The following is a 24,814-nucleotide window of genomic DNA, read 5'->3' on the forward strand; positions in this document are numbered from 1 at the left end:
CGGCAAGGGTAGGGGGGCGGGACTTGATCTGGGTGGCATAGCGCAGGCGGATGCGCCGGCCCTCAACCACCGGGGGCGGATGGCTGTCCACAGCGCCGCGCAGCCACTGGTTCAGGCGCGCTGTGGGAATACGGGTGTTCCACAGGTCGTACACCTCCAGCACCGCGTCCAGCAGATTGTCCAGCTTGCGGTTTTTCAGGGCCGAGATGGTGAGGGCCGGCACGCCCCGGGCCTGGGCCAGTGCGGACTCCAGCCTGTCCTTCAGGCGTTTCAGGGCGGCGGTCTTGTCCTCGATGGCGTCCCACTTGTTCACGGCGATGACCAGTGCGCGGCCTTCGTCAATCACCATGCGGGCGATGGTCAGATCCTGGTTGTCCAGGATGGCGTTGCCGTCCAGCACCAGGACCACTACCTGCGCCAGGCGGATGATGCGCAGGGTCTCCGCCGTGGCCATCTTTTCCAGCCGGTCATCGATGCGGGCCTTGCGGCGCAGACCGGCGGTATCGACCAGCCGCAGGGAGCGCTCTTTCCATATAAAATCAGCGGTGACGGGATCGCGCGTCAGACCCGCTTCAGGCCCTGTCAGCGCCCGGTCCTCGCCCAGCAGGCTGTTCAGCAAGGTGGATTTTCCCACATTGGGGCGTCCCACAATGGCCAGCTGGATGGGCCCTTTTTCGTCCTCGCTTCCGGTGATTTCCTCAGAAGCCTCTTCCTTCTTTTTCCAGTGAGGCGCCAGGGCCGTCACCAGATCGGACAGCCCCTGGCCGTGTTCGGCGGACAGGGGAAGGGGCTCACCCAGGCCCAGCTCCCACGCTTCCGCAAGGCCGGTTTCTGTCCCCTTGCCCTCGCACTTGTTGGCCACCAGGATCACCGGAAGACCCTGCTTGCGCAGCCACACGGCAAACTGCCTGTCCAGGGGCGTGATGCCGCCCCGGGCATCCACCACCATCAGAACCACATCGGCCCGGCGAATGGCCTGTTCTGTCTGGCGGCGCATGCGGCCTTCCAGGCTGTCGTCGATGGTGTCTTCCAGCCCGGCCGTGTCAATGACGGTCAGGTCCATGCCCGCCAGAACAGCGGGGGCCAAGCGCCAGTCGCGCGTCACGCCCGGCGTGTCATCCACCAGCGCCAGTTTTTTCCCGGCCAGCCGGTTGAACAGGGTCGATTTCCCCACATTGGGCCGGCCCACGATAGCGACGGTAAGGGACATGGGGCCGGTATCCTGCTGTTATCTATAGGCTGCCAGAGTGGCGTCATCAGTCAGCACATACAGGGTCTGTCCCGCGATGACCGGCGGCTGGGAGGCCGGGCCGGGGAGGGAGACCGTCCGCATTTTTGCGCCGTTCTCCGGATTGATGCCCAGCATCTCTCCGGTGGAAGAAGTAACCCACAGGACTCCGCCGCCCATGACAGGGCCGGCCATGGAGATCCTGCCGCTTCTGTCTTCCGGATCTTCCCACAAACCCAGGTCCGTGACCCACAGGATCTTTCCGTCCTGGCGCTTCAGGGCTGCCAGCTGGTTCTCGCCGGAAAGGACATAGACCACATCGCCCGCGACCCAGGGCGTGTTGAGGCCGCCTACAGACTGTTCCCACACCCGCGCGCCGATGCGCCCGTCAATGGCCACCATGCGCCCGTTGTGGCTGACCGCCAGCACAAGGCCATCGTCCATGACGGGCAGGCCCCGGATATCGGACATGTTGCTCACCGCACTTCCACCCAGCAGTGACGCAAGACTCTCCGTCCAGGCCACGCGGCCGTTCCGGGCATTCAGGGCATACAACTCGCCCGAGGAATAGGCCACAACAACCGTATCATCCCCCACGGCGGGGCTGGCATTGCCGACGATACCGGCGGTTTCGGCAATGCCCGTGTGGGTCCACAGGGGCGTACCGTTCTCCAGTGACAGGGCCACAAGCTGGTTGTCCACGGTGATGGCCAGGATGCGGCCGTCAGCTACAGTGGGAGCGCCGCGCAGGGGGGCGGAGACATGCTTGCGCCACCGGACGGCGCCGGTGCCAGGATCCAGCACCAGAACCTCGGCAAAGCCTGTGGTGACTACCAGGGCGTTGTCGGCCATGGCCAGCCCGCCGCCGGTCACATCGCCGGAGTCATCTTCCGGGGCTGCATTCATTTTCCAGACAGAGGACCCGGTGGACGCATTGAATGACGTGACCTGGTATTCGGTGTCCAGGGTATAGACATGACCGCCGGCCACGATGGGCGGCGTGGTCAGGCGGATGCGCCGGCTGCTGCCCGATCCTGCGCCGGAAGACCAGACCTGGCGGGGATTGTCGGACAGGGCCAGATTGCCCATGACGTGGTCGGGTTTGCCGCCGGACTGGGCCCAGTCCTCGTTTGTTACGGCCTCGGGAACGGTAATGGGGACCTGTGCGGCTTCCTCGTCCGGGTGCAGGGTATTTTCGGCCTTCATGACCGCGATACGCTGGCCGGGCAGGGGAGGATCCTCGGCCTTGCCCATCCAGTCATCGACCGTGCTGCAGGCACCCAGGGAAAGGGTCAGCACGGTCAGGACAAGGGGCAGGAGACAATAGACCCCCTTCGGAACCCGCTGCGGCGAGACGAATGCCAGGAACGAGGACCGCAGGACCGGAGTGTGCACGGACGTACATGAGGATTCGAGGACCGCATCGACGCAGCAGACGGCCGCCGCAGTCGGGGGTATGGAGGGGGCGTGCTGTTTCATGGGGCGGCTCCTTCGTAAGCCAGGGCCAGATCAGTGGCCCGCTCCCGCAGGCTGGCCGGGGTCTGCGGGTCAGACGCCAGGGCGTGCAGCATCTGCGCTGCCTCCGCCCTGTTGCCGCTGCGGGCTTTCAGGACAGCGGCCCATTCCCGCGCCGAAAAACGCCAGGAACTGTCCGCGCCGGTCAGGGGTTCCAGACGCTTCAGCAGCGCGACAGGATCGCCGCTGTCGGCCTGGTGCATGACGGACAGCAGGGTGGCCAGATCCCGCCACGGGGCATCCACGGATCTGTCGGCGGAGACGGTGTCCCAGATCTGTATGGCTTCGGTCGTTTTTCCGGCTTTGGCCAGTGCGCCGGCTTCGTGCAGGCGGGCCAGCATGGCCTGGCTGGCGGGGGCATTCTGTGCAAAAGAAGCCAGGGCCTGTGCAGACTGTGCGGGATCGGCCGGGGCCTGCAGCACCAGGGCGGACAGCTCCGCCGTGGCCCGGCTGTTGCGGGAATCCCGCCATTCGTGCCAGCCTGCAACACCAGCGGTGCCTACGACAACAGCAAGGACTGTGCCGATGATCAGCGTGTGGTATTTTTTCCAGACCGCCAGAAGGCGCTCCCGCCGGATTTCTTCCTCGATCTCGCGCAACAGCTCGGACATGGCCTGCCTCTCCCCGCTATGACCCGGCTGTTATAACCGGTTGCGTCCGGCAATGCCAGCACGGCGGCAGTATCCTGGGTCTACGGCGAGAGACGAACAGTCACCATGCGTCCATCCTCGATCCTGTAGCGTGTTATGGGATGGCCATCCTGCTGAGAGATGCAGGATTCCTCAGCCTCATAATACCTGATTTTCGAAAGCTGGCCGATCAGTGGCCTGACAGCACTGGATGCGCCCTCCCACGCCTGCCCGTGAACCCGGGGAGCAAGTCGCTGTCTGGACATTGTATATTCAAAATGGATCTGCACATTTTTACCGGCACGGCAGACGACAATCTGCCGGCGTGGATCTGTCTGAAGGAAAGCCCGGAAAGCAGCCTGCCAGGGTTCAGCAGGGGACTCTTCCAGAAAATCTCCACAGGCGTGGATAATTGTTAAAGCAGCCTGCCAGGGTTCAGCAGGGGACTCTTCCCGTGCTCCGGCTTTCAGAAGTTCTCCGGACGCGGCCGGGGAAACAGTGAGGGTTGCAACCCGGTAATCCTGGGACATGTGTGTTCTCCTCTCATGTTTTTCTTCCCGCGTCCGCTGGCATGAAAGTAAAGGACGGGCAATCCAGTGGGTTCACGCTTCCAGTCTCTGGTCCCTGAATGTCTCGTCCGGTTTCCTGGAATTTTCTGCAGGAAAAAGCCCATCAAGATGATAAACAGTCTGTGTAACAACAGGACTCTGACCTGTCCGGGTCCCGGCCTCCTGCGGATCGCCTGTCGTCAGGCGAATCCGGCTGATTCCCAGTGCAGCCAGCATGAGGACAGCGTCAGTATAATCACAGCCATCCGGAAAGCCGGGATACAGCAGGATGCTGTCTGTCCCGGAAAAAAGCGTGATGGCCTCGTCCACTGTCATGCAGGATGAATGAAGACAGACTGCCGGTGCCTGCTGCTCCAGAGCTTTTCCGAGGACCACTGCCACATGGTTCTGTCCGCCGGTCAGCCCCGTAAAGGACACCAATACTACTTCTGTCCTGTTGCCCATTGTCTGCAGGACACTCCTGTGGACAGAAACGGGGTTATCAGCCAGAACATCCTGACCCATTTTTCTCACTCCTCAAAAGTGAGCCTGAATCAGGGCATGAGCATACACCTGCGGCAAAGCCACAGGTGCAAACGACAACAGCCTGTACGCGCCAGAATGCGCGCAGCTATCGTCGTCGATGCGCTCTCTTCCATCCGGACTGTACCGTCGGCCCTGGCATCTCACCAGGTCTGCTGACCCCCACACCTTGCGGTCCGGGGCGCTCGCGGGCTCCCTCCTTTTCAGGAAGATACCGCCGGTAGGGACTTTCACCCTGCCCTGAGAACAGGCATCGTTATGGATCAAAGCATAGGCCGGGAGATCCGGCCCTGTCAAACCGGCAACTTTCATTAACTGTTTTTTGATCTTTTCACTCTACGGTTTTGTGAAAGTGTTCATTTTTCCCGGAGATTTTTCCATGACATTCAATGCAAGGACCATGCCTCCCGTGCTCATGCGGGCCCTGATGACCGGAGAATTTCCCATGAATTCCGGGGAGCTGTGGAAAGGACTGGCATGGCTTGAAACAATCGGGAGAGAGATCCCGGAAATGGCGGTGCCGAAAGCTGTCCCGAAAGGCATTGATTTTTCTGAAGGAGAATACGAAATTGCAGCGTGGCCCAAAAGCCCTCCGCCCCCGCCTGCAAGGATGTACAGGAACCTGCTGGTGGGGTGTGTCTTCAGCCATCTTCTGGATAAATATGGTCTTGAGAGAGGCCGCTTCCGGGCCGCTGAAGAATACCTGGAAGGTGTTCTGAACCAGAGCCAGGCCGCAGGGCATGGGCGAAAGGGGCAGTCCCTGATCACCGGCATCGCCTTTGTCGCCACGGGCTTTGACTGGATGGAGCCTGTCCTGAACAATGCGAAAGATGATCCCTCAAAACGGATCGACATGTATCAGGCCCTGTTCAGTCTGGTGGACCTGCCCCCGCAGATGGAACAACGGCTTGAGTCCCTGCGGAACCACCTGGATTCCGGACAGAAAATATCAGAAGATGACCGGCAGTGGCTGGCTGAAACAGATAAAAGGGCCAGAAATTTCATAGCTTATGCCCGCTCGGCTGATCCCGGCCTGCAGAGGAGCCTGCTTCTGGGAATCCCTGCGGAAATTCCCGAACATGCGGGCAAACTGAAAACCATGCTGCAGGACACCATCACCGGGCCGCTGGAGACCAGATACACTCTGGATATTGCCAGACGAAACATTGCAAAAGCCGTAGAGGCGCAGGGAGTCAGGGGTCTGCAGAACCTGGATGAGCTCCAGACGGCGCTGAGTGATACCGGGAATCCCTCGGAGTTTGTTGCAGACGCCTGCCGGAGGTTGATGGATCTTTTTGGTGGTGGGGTGGCGGACCCGCAAAAAGAGGCCCTGAAAGATATCAAGGCAAGGCTGGAAGCCCTCCCGGATCCTCGAAAGCCTCCCCTCACAGGCCAGCAGACAGACTGGCTGGACACTGCCCGCAAATGGGCTCTCGGGTTCTGTGACCAGATTGTCAAACAGGGAACGGCGGAAGAGCGTGCCATAATTTTCACAGCTTTTCAGGAAGGCAGAAAGGTGGAATGGAAGGGTCTTCCGGAAAATCTTCAAAAGGTGTTCACCGGTGCCTGGAAGTCTGCCCTTGACCTGAAACAGCCCGTGGAAAAGGCCATGGCGACGGACCAGTTCAAGCCCTGACAGGGCCCGGCTTCTTTCTGAAAAATCCGGGTTCTTGTCAGAGGATGTCAGGGTATAATGACAGCCTGCATCTTCTGACAGGATTCCCCCATGACCATTCCCGCCGCCGCACCGAAAACCATTCACCGCCGTGACTATACCCCGCCCGCGTGGCTGGTGGAGGCGGTGGAGCTGCGTTTTGACCTGCGTGAGGGGGAAACGCTGGTGGAGGCCGCGCTGCAGGTCCGGCGCAATCCGGCCCGGGCCACGGAGAATCTTCCCCTGGTGCTGGACGGGGAACAGCTGGAGCTTCTGGACATTGCCATCAACGGCACGGCGCTGAACAAAGGCGATTACGCTGTTGACGACAGAAGCCTCACGCTACAGAAACCGCCGGCTGATACGTTCACATTAAAAACCCGCGTACGCATCCATCCGGAAAAGAACACGGCGCTGGAAGGCCTCTACATGTCCCGCGGGCGCTTCGTCACTCAATGCGAAGCGGAAGGATTCCGGCGCATCACGTACTTCATCGACCGGCCCGATGTGATGGCGCGCTATACGACGACTATCGAGGCGGACAAGGCGAATTTCCCCCTGCTGCTGTCCAACGGCAATCCGGTGGCGCAGGGTGAGGCCGCCAACGGCCGCCACTGGGCGAAGTGGGAGGATCCGTTCCCGAAACCCTGCTATCTGTTCGCTCTGGTGGCCGGCGCGTTCGACGTGCTGGAAGACACGTTCACCATTGTCTCAAAACGCAAGGTAACCCTGCGCATCTACAGCGAACCAGGCAACAGGGACAAATGCCACCACGCCCTGGAATCGCTCAAAAAATCCATGGCCTGGGATGAGAAAACCTTCGGGCTGGAGTACGATCTGGACCTGTTCATGATCGTGGCGGTGGACGATTTCAACGCCGGTGCCATGGAGAACAAGGGCTTGAACATCTTCAACAGCAAGGCCATCCTGGCGCGCCCCGACACAGCCACGGATGCGGATTATATCTACATAGAGGCCGTGGTGGGCCACGAGTATTTCCACAACTGGACGGGCGATCGCATCACATGCCGCGACTGGTTCCAGCTGACCCTGAAAGAGGGCCTGACCGTGTACCGCGAGCAGGAATTCTCCTGCGACATGAACTCGCGCGCCGTCATGCGCATCTTCGACATCAAGCGCCTGCGCTCCATGCAGTTCCGGGAAGACGCGGGCCCCATGGCGCACCCCATCCGTCCCGACAGCTATATGGCCATCGAGAATTTCTACACCATGACGGTGTACGAAAAAGGTGCCGAGGTTATTCGCATGATCGAGACCCTGGTAGGCCGCGAGGGCTTCCGCAAGGGCATGGATCTGTACTTCAAACGCCACGACGGCCAGGCGGTGACGTGCGACGATTTTGTGGCGGCGATGACGGATGCGAATGACAGAGCTATCAACAAGGACCAGTTCCTGCTGTGGTACAGCCAGGCGGGAACGCCGGTGATCGAGGCCTCGGGCGTGTATGACGCACAGGCCCGCACATACGCCCTGACCCTGCGCCAGTCATGCCCACCCACGCCGGGACAGCCGGTGAAAGAACCTGTCATTATCCCGGTGGCCATCGGCCTGGTGGGCCCGGACGGGAAGGATATTCCCCTGCATGTGGGCGAGCATGACCTGAAGACAATCACCACCGTGTGCCCTCTTGTGACAGTTGAAGAAACGATCGTCTTTGAAAAGGTGGCAGCAAAACCGGTTCCCTCGCTGCTGCGGAATTTGTCCGCGCCCGTGATCCTGAAAATGGATCTGACGGACGACGAGCTGGCCTTCCTGATGGCCAGCGACAGCGATCTGTTCAACCGCTGGAACGCCGGACAGACACTGGCGATGAATGTGCTGAAGGGGCTCATTTCTGTCATCCCCGCGCAGACGGGGATCCAGACTGGTTCAGCAAAGAAACTGGATTCCCGCTTTCGCGGGAATGACAGTTTGAACGTACCGGAGATATTCCTCAATGCCTTCCGCAAGATCCTGTCCGACAAAACCCTGGATCCCGATTTCGCCTCTCACGCGCTGGCACTGCCGCCCGAAGGCGACATCGCGCAGGAGATGCCGGTGGTCCACGTGGACGCTATCCATGCAGCCCGTGAGTTTGTACACCGCGAACTGGCCACGCAGCTGCGGCCCCTGTTTCTGGAGCGGTACAGGGAACTGCACAGCTCGGAAACAGGCGAGATCGGCGGCGCGGCAGCCGGTCGGCGGGCGTTGAAAAACCTGTGTCTGGACACTCTGATGGCCGCACCGGATGCGGAGGTTTTATCTCTCGCGGTGGCCCAGTTTGACACGGCCCGCACCATGACCGATTCCATGGCGGCGCTGCGCGTGCTGGCTGACACAGAAGGGCCGGAATGCGACCGCGCGCTGGCGACGTTCGAGAAGCGGTGGCTGAATGAACCGCTGGTCATGGACAAGTGGCTCAGCGTCCAGGCGCTGTCACAGCGTGCTGACACGCTGGCGCGGGTGAAGGCGCTGAGGGACCACCCGGCCTTCACCATGAAAAACCCCAACAAGGTGCGGGCGCTGCTGGGCGCGTTTGCCGGCAATCCGGTGCGGTTCCATGATACGGGCGGCGAGGGTTATGACCTGCTGGCGGACACGATCCTGCAGCTGGACAAACTCAATCCGAAGATCGCCGCAAACCTGTGCAAAAGTGCCTTTTCCACCTGGGCCCGCCATGAACCCGTGCGCCGCGGCCTGATGAAATCGCGCCTGGAACGCCTGAAATCCACCGGCACCCTCTCCACCGAACTGTTCGAAGTGGTGGAGAAGAGCCTGGGGGCCTGATCAGAGCTGGCTTTTCACTCGCCGCACCCCCGCCACCGTCGCACCGCGGGCGACCACGTCCGCCAGGGGTTCCTCAGCCACCGCCATATGGAAGGCATTGGCGTGGATCAGGGTTGTCGCGCTTCCCATGATGCCTACGTGGCCTGGGAAGAACACAATATCGCCGGTCTGCAGGTTCCGGGGATCCGGCACGGGCTTTCCGACGGCTGCGGCCTGCTGGTCGCTGTCGCGGGGGCACAGGATGCCTGCCGCCGCCAGGGACATCTGGACGAGGCCCGAGCAGTCCAGCCCCAGACTGCTGCGCCCGCCCCACAGATAGGGTGTGCCGAGGAACGTGCGGGCTGTGGCCACAAAGTCCGGCAGGGTCCGGGTGAGGGGGGACAGGTGCGCGGTGTATATCCAGCCGCGCCCGGGAACTTCTGTCCATTTTCCGCTCTGTTGTCCGGTGCAGACCCGGGCCATGAGGCTGAGGGCGCCGGTCGGCTGCGTCTTCAGGTCCGGTTTGGGGAAAACCTGCGTGCGCAAGGCGCTGACCCAGTGGGTGGGCGCAGGTCCGGCGGAGGCAAGACTGGCCAGCGGAACATACCCCACATGTCCTTCGGTCTGGCTCTGGCCCCAGGCCAGTCCGTCTTTCCGCTGTTCGTAGACCATGAACAGCTCGCCATACAGAAGCTGGGAGGTGAGGGGTGCATCCCGGTCCGGAACCAGGGTCATGGGCGTCATGTCCGCGCTGACTACAAACAGGGCGCCATCGGCATATCGGTCGGCCCTGAGCGTGCCCTCCAGCCAGCGGGCGGCCAAGTCAGGCCGATACGGATACATGCGGGGGTCAAGGGTCATGGGCGGATCCCGGAGGAATTTTACTTTGAGCTTCCGGAAGGGTATACCAGCGCGTGCGCAGATAAAAGACCGGAGCAATCATGCCCGCCACGGAAACCATGATTCTGGTGAATGACCGGGACGAACAGACCGGCACCATGGAGAAGATGGAGACCCACCGCCAGGGCCTGCTGCACCGGGCGTTCAGCGTGTTCATCATGGATTCCCGCGGTCGCCTGCTGCTGCAGAGGCGGGCCGCCGGGAAATATCACTGCGCCGGCCTGTGGAGCAACACCTGCTGTGGCCATCCCCGGCCCGGCGAGGCGGTGGAGGCTGCGGCCCGCCGCCGCCTGCAGGAAGAAATGGGATTCTCCGTTCCCCTGCGCCCGGCGTTCGAGCTTTCCTACAGGCTTCCCCTGGAAAACGGCCTGACCGAGCACGAATACGACCATGTGTTCGTGGGCCTCCATGATGGCCCCGTCAATCCTGACCTGGCCGAAGTGGGTGACCATGCTTTCCGCACCGTGGCAGACATTCTGGACGATATGACCCACAGCCCCGGCCTGTATACGCCCTGGTTTGCCCTGATCCTGCCCCGGATGCAGGCCTGGGTCCGGGACAACGGCCCTGTCACTGCATCCTGAGGACAGGCCATGAGTCGTCTTGAGACTGCAACACAGCCGGTTTCTTCCCACACGGTTCTGGCGCCGGCCCGGGCCGTCAGCTTTGCCAAGCTGATCGTCAGCGGCGAGCACGCGGTGGTGCACGGCTGCCCGGCTCTGGTGGCCTCCCTGCCTTTTGAGACGCGGGCCGAGCTGACACCACTGCCCCACACCACAGATATTCATCTGGTTTTACCGGATCTGGATACGGAACTGCGCCTGTCGTGGTCCGAAGCTCTGGGCCGCGTCCAGGCCGCCCGGGACCGGCACAGGCTTTTTGCATCCGGCATGCTGCCCGTTACATCCGTTCTGTCCGAGCCAGCCGAACTGGCGCTGGCGGCGGCGGTCAGCCTGGCGCCCCGGGGCGGGTGGAGCCTGCACCTGACCAGCACCGTGCCTGTGCGAGCGGGCCTGGGATCCTCGGCGGCCACCATTGTGGCGGCCCTGAAAGCCATCGACAGCGCCTTCCGTCTGGACACCCCGAAAAGCGACCTGTGGCAGCAGGGACGGACCATCGAGGCCCTCCAGCACGGCCGATCCAGCGGCACTGACATCGCCGCGGCCCTGTACGGCGGGCTTCAGCGCTTCCAGGCCGGGCACGTTACAGTTCTGGACTCCCTGGCCCTGCCGGAGGGGTGGCAACTGTGGTACAGCGGCAAGTCCGTGACCAGCACGGGCGAGGCGGTGAGCAGCGTGGCCGCCCGGTTTCCTTCCGGCCATGCTCTCTGGGCCTCGTTCACACAGACAGAGCAGCAGGTGGAGCAGGCGCTGGAGCGCAAGGACTGGCCGGCGCTGGTAGCCGCCGTCCGGGAAAACCACCGCATGTTATGTGCCATCGGCGTGGTCCCGGACGCCGTAGCCCGGATCATTGCCCTGATCGAACAGGCCGGCGGCGCAGCCAAGATCTGCGGCGCGGGTGCTGTCCGCGGTGATGGCGCGGGTGCTGTATTCGTTCTCCCCGCCCATCCGGGCGCTGATCTTCCGGAAGTCGTCCGGAAGGCCTGGATGCGGATGATTTAGGGATAGGTGCTCTTCTGTTTTTCAGAAAAGAAACAGTTTCATATATCCGGCATATACTGGTCGGGGACATTAACAGGGAGCCTGTGATGTTATTGCCTGATGCTGTAAAAGAAGCCATCGAGGTGCTGCGCACAAGACCGCACAACACAGAAGCAGAAGAATGTCTGGCCGCCTTTGTTCTGAATCAGCTTGGGGAAAATGGCAAACGGGCTGCTTTCAGGGCGGCTGTAGCCATCAGGTACGAAGGTTCACAGGATCTGCAGCCAAAACGAAAGACTGTCCTCGCTTTATGCCATGATGGTGTTCTCCTTTGTCGGAGATTTTGATATTGCCCGCCGCGTGGTTTTTTCTGATCATGCATACTGGTTCAGGGATGTCGTGGCTGCGGCAGATAGTCGCATATCCGAAGACATTTTTTGCCGGAGTATGGAAAAGGCCGGGTATGAAATTCTGGATGCCCGGTCTGCTGTTTTTATTCTGGAGCTGGCTCGAGGCTTCCAGGATATCTCATGCGCTGTAGTGAAGGGCGGCGAATTCAAGGCGCGCGTCGCGGGGGCTATAGCAGAGATCCTGGCGGCTAAGCCTGCAGTGCCCGTTGCGTGACCAGATCATCAGCTTTCTGACCGTTTTCTGACAAACGCTTCCCACAAGTCCGGCCTGCGTTCGCGGGTGGTTTTTTCGGCCTGTTCCTGGCGCCAGCGGCGGACCTTTTCGTGGTGGCCGGAGACCAGAACATCCGGCACGGTGCGCACAACACCGGCGGCGTCTGTCCATTCTGCCGGGCGGGTATAGTGGGGGTATTCCAGAAGGCCGGTCTCGAAGCTTTCCTCGCCCGCAGTTTCCGTGTTGCCCATGACTCCCGCAAGCAGGCGCACGCAGGCATCCAGCAGGACCAGTGCCGCCGGTTCTCCCCCTGACAGGACAAAGTCCCCCAGGCTGATTTCGTGAATGTTGCAGGCTTCCAGAACCCGCTCGTCCACCCCTTCGTACCGGCCGCACAGGATGGTGACGCCGGGTCCGGCGGCAAAGTCCCGCACCATGGCCTGGTCCAGGACTTTCCCCCGGGGCGTGAGGTAGAGCAGGGGACGCGTGTCCCTCACCGACCGCACCGCCGCCTCGATCACGTCCGGGCGCATGACCATGCCGGCCCCGCCGCCGAAGGGAGTATCATCCACAGTACCGTGCCTGTTGGCGGCAAAGTCACGGATCTGGATCGCATCCAGCGCCCAAAGGCCTTTTTCCAGCGCTTTTCCGGCCAGGCTGTGACCCAGAAAGCCCGGAAACATCTCCGGAAACAGGGTGAGGATGGTGGCGCGCCAGGACATCAGGATCCGTCTCCCGCACGCTGTTCTGTGGGTCCCATGGCCCGCGACAGGTTCAGGGCCGTGGTCAGGATGCCGATGTGGCTGTAGGCCTGGGGAAAGTTGCCCAGCATCCGTCCAGATTCCGGGTCATACTCCTCGGACAGCAGACCCAGATCGTTGCACAGGCCCAGCAGCTTTTCAAACAGCCGCCGTGCGTCCTGGGTACGACCCTGCAGGATCAGCACATCACACAGCCAGAAACTGCAGATCAGGAAAGTACCCTCCTTCGGCCACAGGGCCTCGTCCACCTGGTCGGGCCGATAGCGCATGACCAGACCGTCCTCCATAAGGTTGTCCTCAATGGCCTTCACCGTACTGACCATGCGCGGGTCCGTGGCCGCAATAAAACCCACGGCGGGCATCAGCAGCACGCTGGCATCCAGCTGGTCCGATCCGTACGCCTGCACAAAGCTGTTCCTGTCCGGGTTCCAGGCCCGCATGCAGACCTCGTCATGGATTTCCTGCCGGATGGCCCGCCATGTGTCCACCGGGCCCTCGAACCCGAATTCCTCCACCAGGCGCACGCCGCGGTCAAAGGCGACCCAGGACATGACCTTCGAATGGGTGAAGTGGGACCGGCCCTGGCGTACTTCCCAGATTCCCTCGTCCGGTTCGCGCCAGATCTCGGCCAGATGGTCCAGAAGGTTGCACAGCAGGGACCAGTCCTTGCCGATGCGCTCGACCCCGTATCGGTGGGCCAGGAACAGCACGTCGGCCACCTCGCCGTACACGTCCAGCTGGCGCTGGGATGCGGCGCCGTTGCCGATGCGCACGGGTCGTGAATTCTCATAGCCGGGAAGCCATCTGATTTCCTGTTCGGGCAGGAAACGCTCACCGCCCAGGCCGTACATGATCTGCATCTGGCGCGGGGATCCGGCCACGGCGCGGATCAGCCAGTCGCGCCAGGCGTGGGCCTCCTCCAGATAGCCGCTGTCCATGAACGCCAGCAGCAGGAACGCGCTGTCCCGCAGCCAGCAATAGCGATAGTCCCAGTTGCGGGCGCCGCCGATCCATTCGGGCAGGGACGTGGTAGGCGCCGCCACGATGGATCCTGTGGGGCGATAGGTCAGGGCCTTCAGGATCAGCAGGGAACGCCTGATGGTTTCCGCCCAGGGGCCTGTGGCCTTGCACCGGCTGCTCCACTCCATCCAGAAGGCTTCTGTTTCCACAAGGGCCTGGAGCGGATCATCCGCTGCGGGAACGGGCAGGTGGGACGGGGAGTGGGTCAGGACAAAGGGGATCTCCTGGCCTGCGGAGACCACAAATTCGCTATAGCTGGAATAGTCTTCGCTGTTGATGGCCACCGGGGTGCTGAGGGTGATGCGATGCGGACCGGCTACAGCAGTCAGGTCACCGCTGGAGCGCCGGGAAACCCATGGCACCGTCAGGCCATAGTCAAAGCGCAGGACGATATCCATGCGCATGGGTACCTTGCCGCTGATGCCCCTGACGATGCGGACCAGATCGATATTCTGGCCGCGCTGGGGCATGAAGTCGATCAGGGCCACTTCACCCTCTGCAGTGCGGAACCGGGTCTCCAGGATCAGGGTGTCTTTCAGGTACTGGCGCGTGACGGCGGCTGTGGCATCTGCCGGCGCGATTTTCCAGTGGCCGTTGTCCGGACCGCCCAGAAGCGCCGCCATACAGGCCGGGGAATCAAACCGCGGCCAGCACAGCCAGTCGATGGACCCGTTGCGGCCCACCAGCGCCGCACTCTCACAGTCCCCGATCAGGGCATAATCCTCGATCCGCAGGGCCATCAGTTATGTAACCTCCAGGATGGAAAATCCCAGCGGATCCAGCCGGATCCGGTCTTTTTCCAGGATGCATCCCCGGGACAGGAGGGGGGTGAGGGATCCCGACACCGGCATGTCCAGCGTCCTGTCCCGGCTGAAGCTGAAAACACACAGGAGAGTTTCTCCGTCCAGAGTTCTGCGGAAAGCCACAATGTCGTTGTCTGTGGGGATCAGTTCACATGTTCCCTGTTTCAGGGCAGGGTGGGCCTGACGCAGTTTCAGAAGATTCCGGACGAAATTCAGACAGGACTCCGGGTCCTTTTCCTGGACAGCCGCATTCAGGGTCCGGTGTTCAGGCCGGACGGGCAGCCACGGCCTGTCGGAGGTCGAGAATCCTGCTGACGGACCTTCTGCCGTCCATGGCATGGGGGTGCGGCAACCGTCCCGGCCCTTGTATTCCGGCCACAGGGCCTTGCCGTAAGGGTCCTGGAGTTCCTCGAAGGACAGTTCGGCTTCGGGCAGGCCCAGTTCGTCCCCCTGGTACCAGCACAGCAGGCCGTTCAGGCAGAAAAACCAGGCCGTGAAGGTGCGCCAGAAGGCCTCTGGATCCTGCGGCCAGCACCCCTGCATGCGGGTGAACAGGCGGGGCACGTCGTGGTTTCCCACGGCCCAGCACAGGGCTCCGGGCGCGTAGTGGGCTTCCACCTGCTGGACCGAGCGTTTCAGCTTTTCGGCCCGGATATCAAAATCGAACAGCAGCTCACCCGTATAGACTGTCTGGAACCGGCTGTTTCCCTGTGTGTATTCGGCCCCCAGGGCGTAGGTGTCCTCGCCGCTGATGACCTCGCCCAGCAGCAGGATTTCGCGATCGTGCTTTCCGAAATGCTTCCGGATGCTCTCCACCAGGCCAAAAGTTTCGGGCAGGTTCTGGTTGTGAATGTTGTCCTGAAAAGCCCGCGGATTGGCCAGTGCGGTCTGGGCATCGCCCTTTGCCACCTTCGCCGGCGGATTGTCCCGCAGCTGGCGGTCGTACAGGAAGTGCGGCACAGCATCGACCCGAAAGCCCGAGACTCCCCGCTTTGCCCAGCACGGCCTCCAGCACAGCAGGGTTCCACAGGTTCAGCTGGGGCTGGGATGTCAGGAAGTTGTGGAAATAATACTGGCGGCGCTTGCTGGACCAGGTCCAGCCGCTGCCCCCGAAAATGGACATCCAGTTGTTTGGTACTGTGCCATCCGGTTTCGGGTCACCCCAGACATACCAGTCAGCCTTTGCCGCTGCGCGGCCCGAGGCGCTGTCCCGGAACCAGGGATGCTGGTCCGATGTGTGGGCCCAGACCATATCCAGCAGGATCTTCAGGCCCAGCCGGTCCGCTTCTTTTGCCAAGGCGTCAAAGTCCGCCAGAGTGCCAAACAGGGGATCCACATCCGTATAGTTCGCGATGTCGTACCCGAAATCCTTCATCGGGGACGTGAAAAAGGGCGAGATCCAGACGGCATCAAAGCCCAGATCCCGTATATGCTCCAGCCGCGCGGTGATGCCCTTCAGGTCTCCAACTCCGTCACCATTCGAGTCGGAAAAGCTGCGGGGATAGATCTGGTAGATGGACAGGCCCCGGTACCAGGGAGGGTTCATGGCAAAAATCCTGAAGAAGATGAAGGAAAAGCCTGAAAATAGCCTTTCCTGATGCGGCGCGCACCCCTCTTTCTTGAAGATAGTTTATTTTCATTGTAAATTCAGGAAATCAGGCTTTTTTCCCAACTTTCGCGGAGACATACCGTGACCGGACGCACCAGCCCCGCCAGCGCGGGGAGTCCAAGGATCTACTGTATGGCCCTGGAAAACATCCGGGGCAATCTGAAACCGGGCCAGACCGTCCTTGAGGCGGTTATGGAAAAACTGGAGGAAGTGGCGAGACAGGGGTACACTCATGTCCATTTCACGCCCTTTACCAGACCCACGGATAAAAAATCACCGGCAAAACACAAACCCGAAAAATGCCCCTATGCCATTGAGGCGGCCGACCTTAACCCGGTCTATACCGGGGGCCGGAACGTCAGTTACGAAGAGACAGAAATGCTGATCAGGAAAATGGTCGACAGGTGTCGCTCCCTGGGCATGGAGCCCGTTTACGACATCGCCATGAACCATATCGGATACGGGGCAAGGATATTTGATCCTGTACGACGAAAGGAACTGTTTGACGACCCCATCTTCGGAGAACTGGCCAGGGCGGCGGACAGTGGCCGGGTTAATCCGGAAACCCTGTTTGATGATTACCGGCAGAAACGCAAGGGAAGCATTTCAGGCCAGTGGCTGGATGTGCGCCAGGCCCGGATTGATGAGCCGGAGCGGATGGAAATCCTTGTCGAGTATTTCTATATCCCGTGGCTGAAATGGATTGCGAAGCTGGGGTTCCGGGCCCTGCGCGTGGACGCGGCGGCGGTTCTCCCGGAGGATTTTGTACGCCGGATTGCTCCGTTCATGGCTGAAATTCTTGGCGGGGAAAAGGGCTCAAAAATCCTGGTCCTGATGGAGGCTTTGGGAGAAAGCCCGAAGAAGCACAGATATCTTGTTGATGCCTTCACGGATCTTGAAGACAGGGCCACAGTGTATGCCCTGAACAGCGGCCTGTGGGGCATTACGGCAGACTGTGGCCATATTTATCCGGAAACCCTGAAAGCACAGCTGGCTGGAAACAACCAGCATGTTTTCTGGGCGCTGGTCCATTCCCGGGTTCTGGGTTCCAGACAGATCGGAGTTGTCGGGACCCACGACACCATGGACGAGTTTACCGAAATGACCTGTCTGGCAGCGCCGCATGAGGCTGAAAACCGGCATTCCCTGCGACACTGGCTGAGGAGGCATATCAGCGAAACAACGGAGCTCGGCAATAACCACAGGTTTTTTATCAGTCTGCTGATGCTCTCCCGCCCCGGGCTCATGATGACCGCCCATCACGAACATATTCTCTCAAGGCAGTATGAATGGTTTAATACACAGCCGGTTGTCACGTCTTCCGAAGATGAAAAAACATTCAGCTTCATCCAAGCCATGAATATTGTGCACGGCCAGTTGTACCAGGACAGATCATACACATGGCAGGAAATAGCTTTTAATTCCCTGTGGCCCGACAACTATCTGCATATTTTCCGGCCGGAAGCCGGGTATAGGGGCGATCCGGAAATTGTATTCGCCAATACTGAAGGACAGGCGCAACCTAGCCTGGACGCCGAGGATTATACAGCCCTGATCGACAGCCTGCTGGCCAGCAAGACCTCCCCTGATCGCCAGGCCAGTTTCGGAACCCTGCACCTGCTGGGCGAGTTTGAGCCGACTGTAGCCCGGAAAATTGCAACATACTACAGATCCAGGGGGCACGAGGTCATGTGTAATGGAAGGCCTGTACCTGTTCTGGCCCTTGTACCGCCCCTTGTTGAAGAGTCTGTTGCGATAAAACCGGCTGCAGGAGCCTGATCACCCCATATGCCGTGATGCCAGATAGTCAGCGGCCTGCATTTCGGTCAGGCGGCTGGTGGTGCGCTGGAATTCAAAGGCATGGCGACCCTGCGGGTACAGTTCTCCCGGCGGGGCTTCTGCGCTGATGATGACCCGGGTGCGGTGCTCGTACAGGGCGTCGATCAGGGTCATGAAGCGTTTGGCCTCGTTGCGCAGGTCGTCGTTCAGGCGCGGTACCCCCTCGATCAGGATGGCGGAGTAATGCCCCGCCAGCGCCAGGTAATCCGCCGCGCCCAGCGGCTGCTGGCACAGCTGGGCAAACGTAAACCAGGCGATATGGGCGGCCGCGCGGGGGACCTCCAGCGTCCGGCCATGTACATTCAGGGTTTCCGGGGCCGATGTGGCATTGTCCGTCAGCCCGGAAAACACCCGGGCCAGCGCCTGGTGCGAAGCTTCCCCCAGCGGGGAGAAGTACACCGGATGGCCGCGCAGGCGGTCCAGACGCCAGTCCACCGGCCCGTCCAGCGCCAGAACGTCCATGCGGGCCTTGACCAGGGCGATGAAGGGCAGGAACAGGGCCCGCTGAAGGCCGTCCTTGTACAGATCATCCGGTGGCCAGTTAGACGTGGCCACGACCACAACGCCCAGGTCCAGCAGGGCCGTGAACAGCCGGCCCAGGATCATGGCGTCCGCGATGTCCACCACATGGAATTCATCAAAACACAGCAGCCAGGCCTCGTCCGCAATTTCACGCGCCAGAAGCGGCAGGGCATCCCCGCGCATGGCGATGCGCTTTTCGTGCAGGCGGCGGTGCACCTCCAGCATGAATGCGTGGAAATGGACGCGGCGTTTTTTCCGGACAGCAGCTGCGCCAAAAAACAGGTCCATGAGCATGGACTTGCCCCGTCCCGGCTCGCCATGGATATACAGGCCGCGGGGCACAGGCTGTTTTTTTGTCCAAAGACACAGCCGTGAAAGCCACGAGGCCGGCTTTAGCAGGGTATATCCTTCCATCGCCCGGGCCAGCTGGTCCAGCTTTTCCGCCGCCTGTTTCTGGTGCGGGTCGGGTTTCAGCTGGCCGCTGTCCACACGCTGTTGCCAGAGGTCCAGGACGCTGGTCATGACGCCTTCCGCAACAGCAGCATGTTGACGCCGTTCAGCTTTTCATACAGCTCCCGGGCCTGGGACCAGAAGGCGTCCATGGCCACCCGGATTCCTTCTTTTTCCATCTGGCTGTGGATATCATTCCACGACCGTTTTCCGTCGATCCGGCCCAGAATGGCGGCCGCCAGCGGGGGCAGGGGCAGGGTAGTTTTGTTGCCTCCCAGTTCTACAGTCAGGCCCGCGCCGGGTTTCAGGCCTGCTGCTACCTGGGCCGGGTTTATGCGTTTGGGGACAGGAGCCAGATCGGGATTGTCCAGGGTGGCTGCGGCTGTTCCGGCCCGTTCCTGCGGCACCAGATAGGCGATGTGTTTGGCCATGTTGCCGCTGAGGGTTTCAGCCACAGCAGCCCGCTCTTCCGGGGACAGCGCTTGCAGATTGAGGTCCCGGACCCATGTGGCCGGGTCATAGCGGGCCGGCTCGATGAAGGAGGATACGGCCAGACCGGCGGACCGGACCAGATCCAGAAACTCCGGCACTGTAAAGGCCCGGTCCCGGCTGTGCAGCAGCAGGTCGTATAGACCGGCGTCAGAGCGCAGATGATCCCCGAGGAACGGATTGCGCCGGAACCAGTTTGTGGCCGGAAGACTCTCCACCACCCGCCTGGCCAGCGCCACGCTGTCCTGCCGCGACAGGCCGGCGGTGAGGGTCCGCAGGGTTTTCTGCAGCGAATACAGACCGGTGCGGCCGTATGCGCCGTACACCATCAGACCCATGCCGCCGCCGGGTGCGAGTTTCTTTCTTAAAATACCCAGCGCCGCTGCGGGATCGGGCAGATGGTGCAGCACGCCGCAGCTGTCGATGTAATCAAACGGACCCTCGATCTCTTTCAGGTCCAGAAAGGATCCGGTGAGGAAAGTGATGGAGGTCAGGCCGCGGATCCGTGCACGCTCTTCCGCAATGCGACGGGAGGTCGAGGACAAATCCACATACGTGATTCGGGCGTCGATTCCCGCATCGTCGGCCTGCTGGGCCAGCATGATCAGGCCGTCCCCGGTGCCGCCCCCGGCTATCAGGATCCGCAGGGGCTTTCCCCTGGGCCAGTGGCCGGCGAAAATGTAATGGATGATCTCGTCCAGATCGCCGGGACTGCCGGTGATCAGGCGTTTTTTCTCGTCCTGCGGATCGCGTTCCGGATAGGGCAGATCCTCGTACTGGTCTTTTAGAACGGCAGTGTCCATCAGGCGGACTGTGCGCCCGGCACGCCTTTGGTCGTGGAATACTCAAAGTGCAGCGCTTCGCCCGGATGAACCAGGGCGTGGGCGGCGTGACAGGCCATGGCGGCCTCGTGAAAGCCCGACAGGATCAGCTTCAGCTTGCCGGGATATGTGGCGATGTCGCCGATAGCGAAAATTCCCGGCGCGCTGGTGGCCTGAGTCTGCGGGTTCACGTGAATGTGGCTGCGTTCCATGTGCAGGCCCCAGTCCGCGATGGGCCCCAGGTCCATAGCCAAGCCAAAGAACGGCAGCAGCACATCGGCTGCCAAGGTCTTGCGCTCGCCTTCCAGCGTTTCCACCACAACGCCGGTCAGCTGGCCGCTGTGGCCTTCCAGTCCCGCCAGCTGGTACGGCGTCACCAGTTCGATCCGGCCCAGGGTGGCCAGTTCTTCCAGCCGCGCCACGCTTTCCGGCGCCGCGCGGAATTTGGCCCGGCGGTGCACCACCATGACATGGCTGGCCACGTCGCACAGGGCCAGCGCCCAGTCCACGGCCGAGTCGCCACCACCGGCGATCACGACCCGCTTTCCGGCGAAATCCTGCTTGCGGCGGACCATGTAGAAAATGGATTTTCCCTCGTACTGCTCCAGCCCATCCAGCGGAGGACGGTTGGGACCAAAAGCGCCGGCTCCGGCAGCGATAATCACTACCCGGGCGTCGATGCGGGTTCCGGCGGACGTCTCCAGCAGCCAGCGATCGCCATGGGATTTCAGGGATACCACCTGCTGGCCCATGTGATACACGGGCTGGAACGGCGCGGCCTGTTCCTGCAGGCGGTCGATGAGGGCCGCAGCCTCGATCACCGGCCAGGCGGGAATGTCATAAATGGGCTTTTCCGGGTACAGGGCCGTGCACTGGCCACCCTGGTGATCCAAGGCGTCAATGACGTGGCATTTCATGCGCAGCATGCCGCATTCAAAGATGGCGAACAGGCCCACAGGACCCGCGCCGATGATGGCTGCATCTGTGATATGCGTCACTTCAGACACCGCATGCTTCCCCTGTAACGGAGAATAAGGTCAGGCCGCCTTGTCCAGCGCCTTCTGCGCCTGGTCGACCAGCGCCCTGAAGGCAGCAGGATCATCATAGGCGATGGCGGCCAGAACCTTGCGGTCCAGGTCGATGCCCGCGCGCTTCATGCCGCACATGAACCTGGAATAGGTCATGCCATGCAGGCGGACGCCGGCGTTGATACGCTGGATCCACAGGCTGCGGAAGTTGCGCTTCTTGACGCGCCGGTCGCGATAGGCATAGCGCAGGGCCTTTTCGACCTTCTGCAGGGCGATGCGGTAGTTGGTGCTGCCCCGGCCGCGATAGCCTTTGGCCAGCTTCAGGATTTTCTTGTGACGGGCGTGCGCTGTGACGCCCCGTTTTACACGTGCCATGGTTCAGTTCTCCCCGTATATCAGCTGTTCGGCAGGAAATAGTCGCGGATGTTTTTACCGTCCGTGTCGAACAGGACGAAAGTGCCGCGGGCCTGCCGCTTCATTTTCTGGGGTTTGCTGATCAGGCGGTGCCGCTTGTGGGGACCGCCGGCCTTGACCTTGCCGCTGGCCGTGACCTTGAAGCGCTTTTTCGCGCCGCTGTGGGTTTTCATCTTGGGCATTTTGTACTCCTGTTCGGGATTGCCGGACCGTTGGGCATGCCTCACGCCTCGCCATCCGGAAAAGGGGACCCTTATAGCGATTCACACGCGGGGGTGCAAGGTATTCGATATACGGCAGACAGAACAGGCCGGGGTGCGCCCTATGCGGTCAGCCCGGGAAAAACAGCACCCCGCAGGTTTCCGGGGACGGGAGGCATGTCTGCCGCAGTCATTGTTTTCCGGGTCACGATCCTCCAGATTCTCAGGGCGCGGACAAGCCTGGTCGCCATTTCACAGGGGAAAATCTCAACAGTTTCCGAATACCCCTGTTGTCCCGGCACCACGATGTTTTCTTCTTTCATGACGCGCCGTATGACGGCCAGGGAACGGACCGGTCCCTGGAACTGGATGCCGTCCTTTGTCGGAATGCACAGGACGGCGGGCGCTGTGACCCTGAAAACCGGATTTTCCGGATTCCGGGAAACAGTCTGCATAATGCCGGCTTCAGCAAGAATGCTCACGGCCGCCCTGACCTTTGTATATCCTATGACCAGTGTTTCCTGCGGGTGCCGGCGTGCCCATACCCCCCTGCCCTTCATGTGGGCTGTGACTGCGGCAGTAATCGCGTCAAACTCCTTTTCCCATGTCCATTCCGGCAGCCGGATATCCAGGCCATATTCATTCAGGGCGGCTTCGATGGCGGCAAGGGCTGCGGAAGATCCTGTCAGGGAAACATCACCGGTCTTCAGGTTGATGCCTGCCCTGACTCTGCCTGCGACCAGTATTGTCTGGACAATCCCGTTCCGGTTTCCCACAGAAATCCTCCGCGTCAATCCTCATGGTCAGCGCATCGACGGCTGGGCCCTCTTTCCGGGGATAGTAGGCCCTGCGCAGGCCTGTCTTCCGGAATCCGGCGGCCCTGTAAAAGACCAAGGCCGGAGCGTTGTCCACCGCCACTTCCAGAAACAGGGCTTCCACATGTTTGTTCCGGCAGGCTGTCAGGGCATGACCCAGAAGAGTTTTTCCCAGGCCGCGACGCTGGCAGGATGGAGTAACCCCGATGGACAGGATCTCGGCCTCGGGTTCCGTGATCCGCACCAGGATAAAGCCTGCCTCTTCAGCCAGCCAGCCCAGAACTCCCGGCTGGGTCAGCATCTCTGTCACGTCTTTTTCCGTCCAGGCATCCGGCCCCAGGGACTGGCGCATGATTTCTGCAATCACCGGTCCGGAATGGCTGTCGGCCGGGGTTATCCCGATCATTCCACCACCTGGCGTGTGTTGCCGACAGTCACATCTGCCCCGCGCATGTACAGGGGCACGGGTGGCCAGTCCTTTGCGGCGGGGAGACGCTGTGCTGCCAGACGGGCGATGGCTGCGGGGTCGGGCGCTGTGATGTTTTCCAGGATTTCTGTGTGGTGACCCGGCAACAGCTCTTTTGCCCGCACCGCACCGTCGCCGGCCAGAAACAGGGGGTGGTCCAGGAGGGTCTGAGCCGTACTTTCCCCCAGGACCAGAGGCTGTCCCTGCGGCTGCCCGTCCGTGCCGTACATCTGTACAAACACATCGCTGCGGCGCGAGTCGATGACCACCAGCAACGGTCGTCCGTGGCGCACACTGTCCGGCACGCTGGCGGCGATGGCGTCAAAAGTGCTGATGCCGATGACCGGGATGCCCAGCGCCAGGCCGAATCCACGTGCGGCGGACAGGCCAAGGCGTACGCCCGTAAAACTTCCCGGTCCGGTAGTCACGCCGACGGCATTCAGATCCGGGTATGCCACTCCCGCTTTTTCCATGACCTGCTGGACCAGGGGTACCAGGTCCCGGGCCTGGCTGTGGCCCTCTTTCAGGGTCTGTGCCACCCCACTGTCGCCATTCATCACGGCCACGGAACAGGCGGACAGGGTCACATCAAAGGCAAGAATCTTCATATTTTTACTTTCATCACGGCAGTAATATAACAACATGTGTCTGCAATTTCATATCCAGGGAGAATCCGGATGCTTACAGAAGAACAGCGGGAAATTTTTAACGCGGCCAAGTGCAGGCTTGTCACTGTCAAGCCGACTGAACCAGTTGATTATGCTGATGTAAGGTCCGCTGATGCATATGTGAATCATCTTGCAGAAAGAGCAGCAGAGGTACCGGACCATGTTTTCGCTCCCCTGGAAAGTCATGAACCCCATTTTCGCGGATTTGTGGAAGCAGCCGGCAGATATATTCAGGGACAGGATATGCTTGTGAAAATTTCAGAAGACAGGTCCGCACCAGGGAGAGAAATGCCTTCTCTGGCCGCCAGGTGTGATCTGTAATCCGGGGATTTTCAGCTGGATACCGGTTTCGGAATATCCGGCACCACATTCTGCGGCTGGTATCTGAACATCATCAGGCCGTCGGCGGAAGGTATCCTGACGGGCCCGGGCAATTCCGGAACCCGGAAAACAAGACCGGTAACGCCATCAAAGGGGTGCGGATCTTCTCCCGGCTCGACGAGTTCCAGTCAGTGGATGACCAGGGACTCTTTCCGCAGTGGATTGCCCAGGCGGATCCAGGCGATTTCCAGTCCTTTGAAAGGCGTCAGGGACACAGGTCCGGAACCAGACGCCAGCCGGATATGGTCCAGCCAGGAGTCCCTGCTGCGGAATTTCAGGCACACGTGGCTGGGAATGGTTTCGAGGGGGCGGCCTTCACGTTTCTGCAGGGCCAGGAAACCCTCTTCGGCATATGTGTCAAATATCCGGCAAACAGATCTGTCGACAGATCCCGGGTCAATCATCTGCAAATTCACAGGTCCACCTCTTCAACAGGGAGCTGTCTCTATAGCAGCTTTCCCGGGACAGGAATTCAATTTCCAGTTGACAGCCATCTCCCGCAAAACCATAAGGTATAAAT

General features: G+C 61.1%; 24 protein-coding genes, 1 pseudogene and 1 riboswitch. Of the genes and pseudogenes, 6 read left to right on the plus strand and 19 right to left on the minus strand.

What is annotated here, in order from left to right:
* The 5 genes from der to M3O22_02280 all read right to left on the minus strand — a co-directional run.
* Nucleotides 1–1,210: ribosome biogenesis GTPase Der (der, locus tag M3O22_02260; protein MDP9195583.1), on the minus strand; the 1,210-nt coding region annotated here is incomplete at its 3' end.
* An 18-nt stretch (nt 1,211–1,228) separates the two neighbouring features.
* On the minus strand, nt 1,229–2,707 hold the full coding sequence (locus tag M3O22_02265; protein MDP9195584.1) for a PQQ-like beta-propeller repeat protein: 1,479 nt from the start codon (nt 2,705–2,707) through the stop codon (nt 1,229–1,231).
* Complete coding sequence (locus M3O22_02270; protein ID MDP9195585.1) at nt 2,704–3,354, minus strand: tetratricopeptide repeat protein; 651 nt, start codon at nt 3,352–3,354, stop codon at nt 2,704–2,706. Before M3O22_02270 ends, M3O22_02265 begins: the two co-directional genes overlap by 4 nt.
* A gap of 80 nt (nt 3,355–3,434) precedes the next feature.
* The gene (locus M3O22_02275; GenBank protein ID MDP9195586.1) at nt 3,435–3,902 is read right to left on the minus strand and encodes a hypothetical protein; all 468 of its coding nucleotides are present in this window, start codon (nt 3,900–3,902) and stop codon (nt 3,435–3,437) included.
* A gap of 72 nt (nt 3,903–3,974) precedes the next feature.
* Entirely contained in the window at nt 3,975–4,445 is a 471-nt protein-coding gene (locus M3O22_02280; protein MDP9195587.1) for a hypothetical protein, read from the minus strand.
* A 118-nt stretch (nt 4,446–4,563) separates the two neighbouring features.
* Nucleotides 4,564–4,715, minus strand: a riboswitch (FMN riboswitch).
* A gap of 127 nt (nt 4,716–4,842) precedes the next feature.
* Here M3O22_02280 and M3O22_02285 point away from each other — a divergent pair.
* Nucleotides 4,843–6,099, plus strand: coding sequence for a hypothetical protein (locus tag M3O22_02285; protein MDP9195588.1), 1,257 nt, complete (start codon nt 4,843–4,845; stop codon nt 6,097–6,099).
* A gap of 90 nt (nt 6,100–6,189) precedes the next feature.
* Nucleotides 6,190–8,904 carry an aminopeptidase N gene (pepN, locus tag M3O22_02290; protein ID MDP9195589.1) on the plus strand — a complete coding sequence of 905 codons (2,715 nt, stop codon included), beginning with the start codon at nt 6,190–6,192 and terminating at the stop codon, nt 8,902–8,904.
* On the opposite strand, the gene M3O22_02295 is transcribed toward pepN, so the two are convergent.
* Nucleotides 8,905–9,744, minus strand: coding sequence for a C40 family peptidase (locus M3O22_02295; protein MDP9195590.1), 840 nt, complete (start codon nt 9,742–9,744; stop codon nt 8,905–8,907). It lies immediately after the preceding gene.
* Nucleotides 9,745–9,824: 80 nt separating this feature from the next.
* On the opposite strand from M3O22_02295, the gene idi reads away from it, so the two are divergent.
* From idi to M3O22_02310, 3 genes are all read left to right on the plus strand, one after another.
* Nucleotides 9,825–10,367: an isopentenyl-diphosphate Delta-isomerase gene (gene idi / locus M3O22_02300; protein MDP9195591.1), complete on the plus strand. Its 543-nt coding sequence runs from the start codon at nt 9,825–9,827 to the stop codon at nt 10,365–10,367.
* Between the two features lie 9 nt (nt 10,368–10,376).
* Nucleotides 10,377–11,405 (plus strand): hypothetical protein, encoded by a 1,029-nt coding sequence (locus M3O22_02305; protein ID MDP9195592.1) that lies wholly within the window; start codon nt 10,377–10,379, stop codon nt 11,403–11,405.
* A gap of 294 nt (nt 11,406–11,699) precedes the next feature.
* Complete coding sequence (locus tag M3O22_02310) at nt 11,700–12,008, plus strand: hypothetical protein (protein MDP9195593.1); 309 nt, start codon at nt 11,700–11,702, stop codon at nt 12,006–12,008.
* A gap of 8 nt (nt 12,009–12,016) precedes the next feature.
* Here M3O22_02310 and trmD read toward each other — a convergent pair whose 3' ends face one another.
* The 4 genes and pseudogenes from trmD to M3O22_02330 all read right to left on the minus strand — a co-directional run bounded on the left by trmD (nt 12,017) and on the right by M3O22_02330 (nt 16,138).
* Entirely contained in the window at nt 12,017–12,730 is a 714-nt protein-coding gene (trmD, locus tag M3O22_02315; protein MDP9195594.1) for a tRNA (guanosine(37)-N1)-methyltransferase TrmD, read from the minus strand.
* On the minus strand, nt 12,730–14,529 hold the full coding sequence (locus tag M3O22_02320) for a glycoside hydrolase family 15 protein (GenBank protein MDP9195595.1): 1,800 nt from the start codon (nt 14,527–14,529) through the stop codon (nt 12,730–12,732). The genes trmD and M3O22_02320 overlap by 1 nt, the downstream gene beginning before the upstream one ends.
* A 3-nt stretch (nt 14,530–14,532) precedes the next feature.
* A complete protein-coding gene (locus M3O22_02325) occupies nt 14,533–14,931 on the minus strand; it encodes a DUF3459 domain-containing protein (protein ID MDP9195596.1) in 399 nt (132 codons plus the stop codon).
* 144 nt (nt 14,932–15,075) lie between these two features.
* Nucleotides 15,076–16,138 (minus strand): annotated as a pseudogene (locus tag M3O22_02330) (alpha-amylase family glycosyl hydrolase).
* Between the two features lie 195 nt (nt 16,139–16,333).
* On the opposite strand from M3O22_02330, the gene M3O22_02335 reads away from it, so the two are divergent.
* Nucleotides 16,334–17,980: an alpha-amylase family protein gene (locus M3O22_02335; protein ID MDP9195597.1), complete on the plus strand. Its 1,647-nt coding sequence runs from the start codon at nt 16,334–16,336 to the stop codon at nt 17,978–17,980.
* Here the strand turns inward: M3O22_02335 and zapE are convergent, their stop codons facing one another.
* The 9 genes from zapE to M3O22_02380 all read right to left on the minus strand — a co-directional run bounded on the left by zapE (nt 17,981) and on the right by M3O22_02380 (nt 24,698).
* Nucleotides 17,981–19,084: a cell division protein ZapE gene (gene zapE / locus M3O22_02340; GenBank protein ID MDP9195598.1), complete on the minus strand. Its 1,104-nt coding sequence runs from the start codon at nt 19,082–19,084 to the stop codon at nt 17,981–17,983. It lies immediately after the preceding gene.
* Nucleotides 19,081–20,304, minus strand: a complete 1,224-nt coding sequence (locus M3O22_02345; protein MDP9195599.1) for a class I SAM-dependent methyltransferase — start codon at nt 20,302–20,304, stop codon at nt 19,081–19,083. The genes zapE and M3O22_02345 overlap by 4 nt, the downstream gene beginning before the upstream one ends.
* Nucleotides 20,304–21,329 (minus strand): NAD(P)/FAD-dependent oxidoreductase, encoded by a 1,026-nt coding sequence (locus M3O22_02350; GenBank protein ID MDP9195600.1) that lies wholly within the window; start codon nt 21,327–21,329, stop codon nt 20,304–20,306. Before M3O22_02350 ends, M3O22_02345 begins: the two co-directional genes overlap by 1 nt.
* Nucleotides 21,330–21,359: 30 nt before the next feature.
* The gene (rplT, locus tag M3O22_02355) at nt 21,360–21,725 is read right to left on the minus strand and encodes a 50S ribosomal protein L20 (GenBank protein MDP9195601.1); all 366 of its coding nucleotides are present in this window, start codon (nt 21,723–21,725) and stop codon (nt 21,360–21,362) included.
* Nucleotides 21,726–21,745: 20 nt separating this feature from the next.
* Nucleotides 21,746–21,946, minus strand: coding sequence for a 50S ribosomal protein L35 (gene rpmI, locus M3O22_02360; protein MDP9195602.1), 201 nt, complete (start codon nt 21,944–21,946; stop codon nt 21,746–21,748).
* A 140-nt stretch (nt 21,947–22,086) separates the two neighbouring features.
* A complete protein-coding gene (locus M3O22_02365) occupies nt 22,087–22,740 on the minus strand; it encodes a hypothetical protein (protein MDP9195603.1) in 654 nt (217 codons plus the stop codon).
* Nucleotides 22,661–23,185 (minus strand): ribosomal protein S18-alanine N-acetyltransferase, encoded by a 525-nt coding sequence (gene rimI, locus M3O22_02370; GenBank protein ID MDP9195604.1) that lies wholly within the window; start codon nt 23,183–23,185, stop codon nt 22,661–22,663. The genes M3O22_02365 and rimI overlap by 80 nt, the downstream gene beginning before the upstream one ends.
* Entirely contained in the window at nt 23,182–23,853 is a 672-nt protein-coding gene (tsaB, locus tag M3O22_02375; protein MDP9195605.1) for a tRNA (adenosine(37)-N6)-threonylcarbamoyltransferase complex dimerization subunit type 1 TsaB, read from the minus strand. The genes rimI and tsaB overlap by 4 nt, the downstream gene beginning before the upstream one ends.
* Nucleotides 23,854–24,422: 569 nt before the next feature.
* Nucleotides 24,423–24,698 carry a hypothetical protein gene (locus M3O22_02380; GenBank protein MDP9195606.1) on the minus strand — a complete coding sequence of 92 codons (276 nt, stop codon included), beginning with the start codon at nt 24,696–24,698 and terminating at the stop codon, nt 24,423–24,425.
* Nucleotides 24,699–24,814: the final 116 nt, after the last annotated feature.

Source organism: Pseudomonadota bacterium (genome assembly GCA_030775045.1).
Taxonomy (GTDB): Bacteria; Pseudomonadota; Alphaproteobacteria; order JALYJY01; family JALYJY01; genus JALYJY01.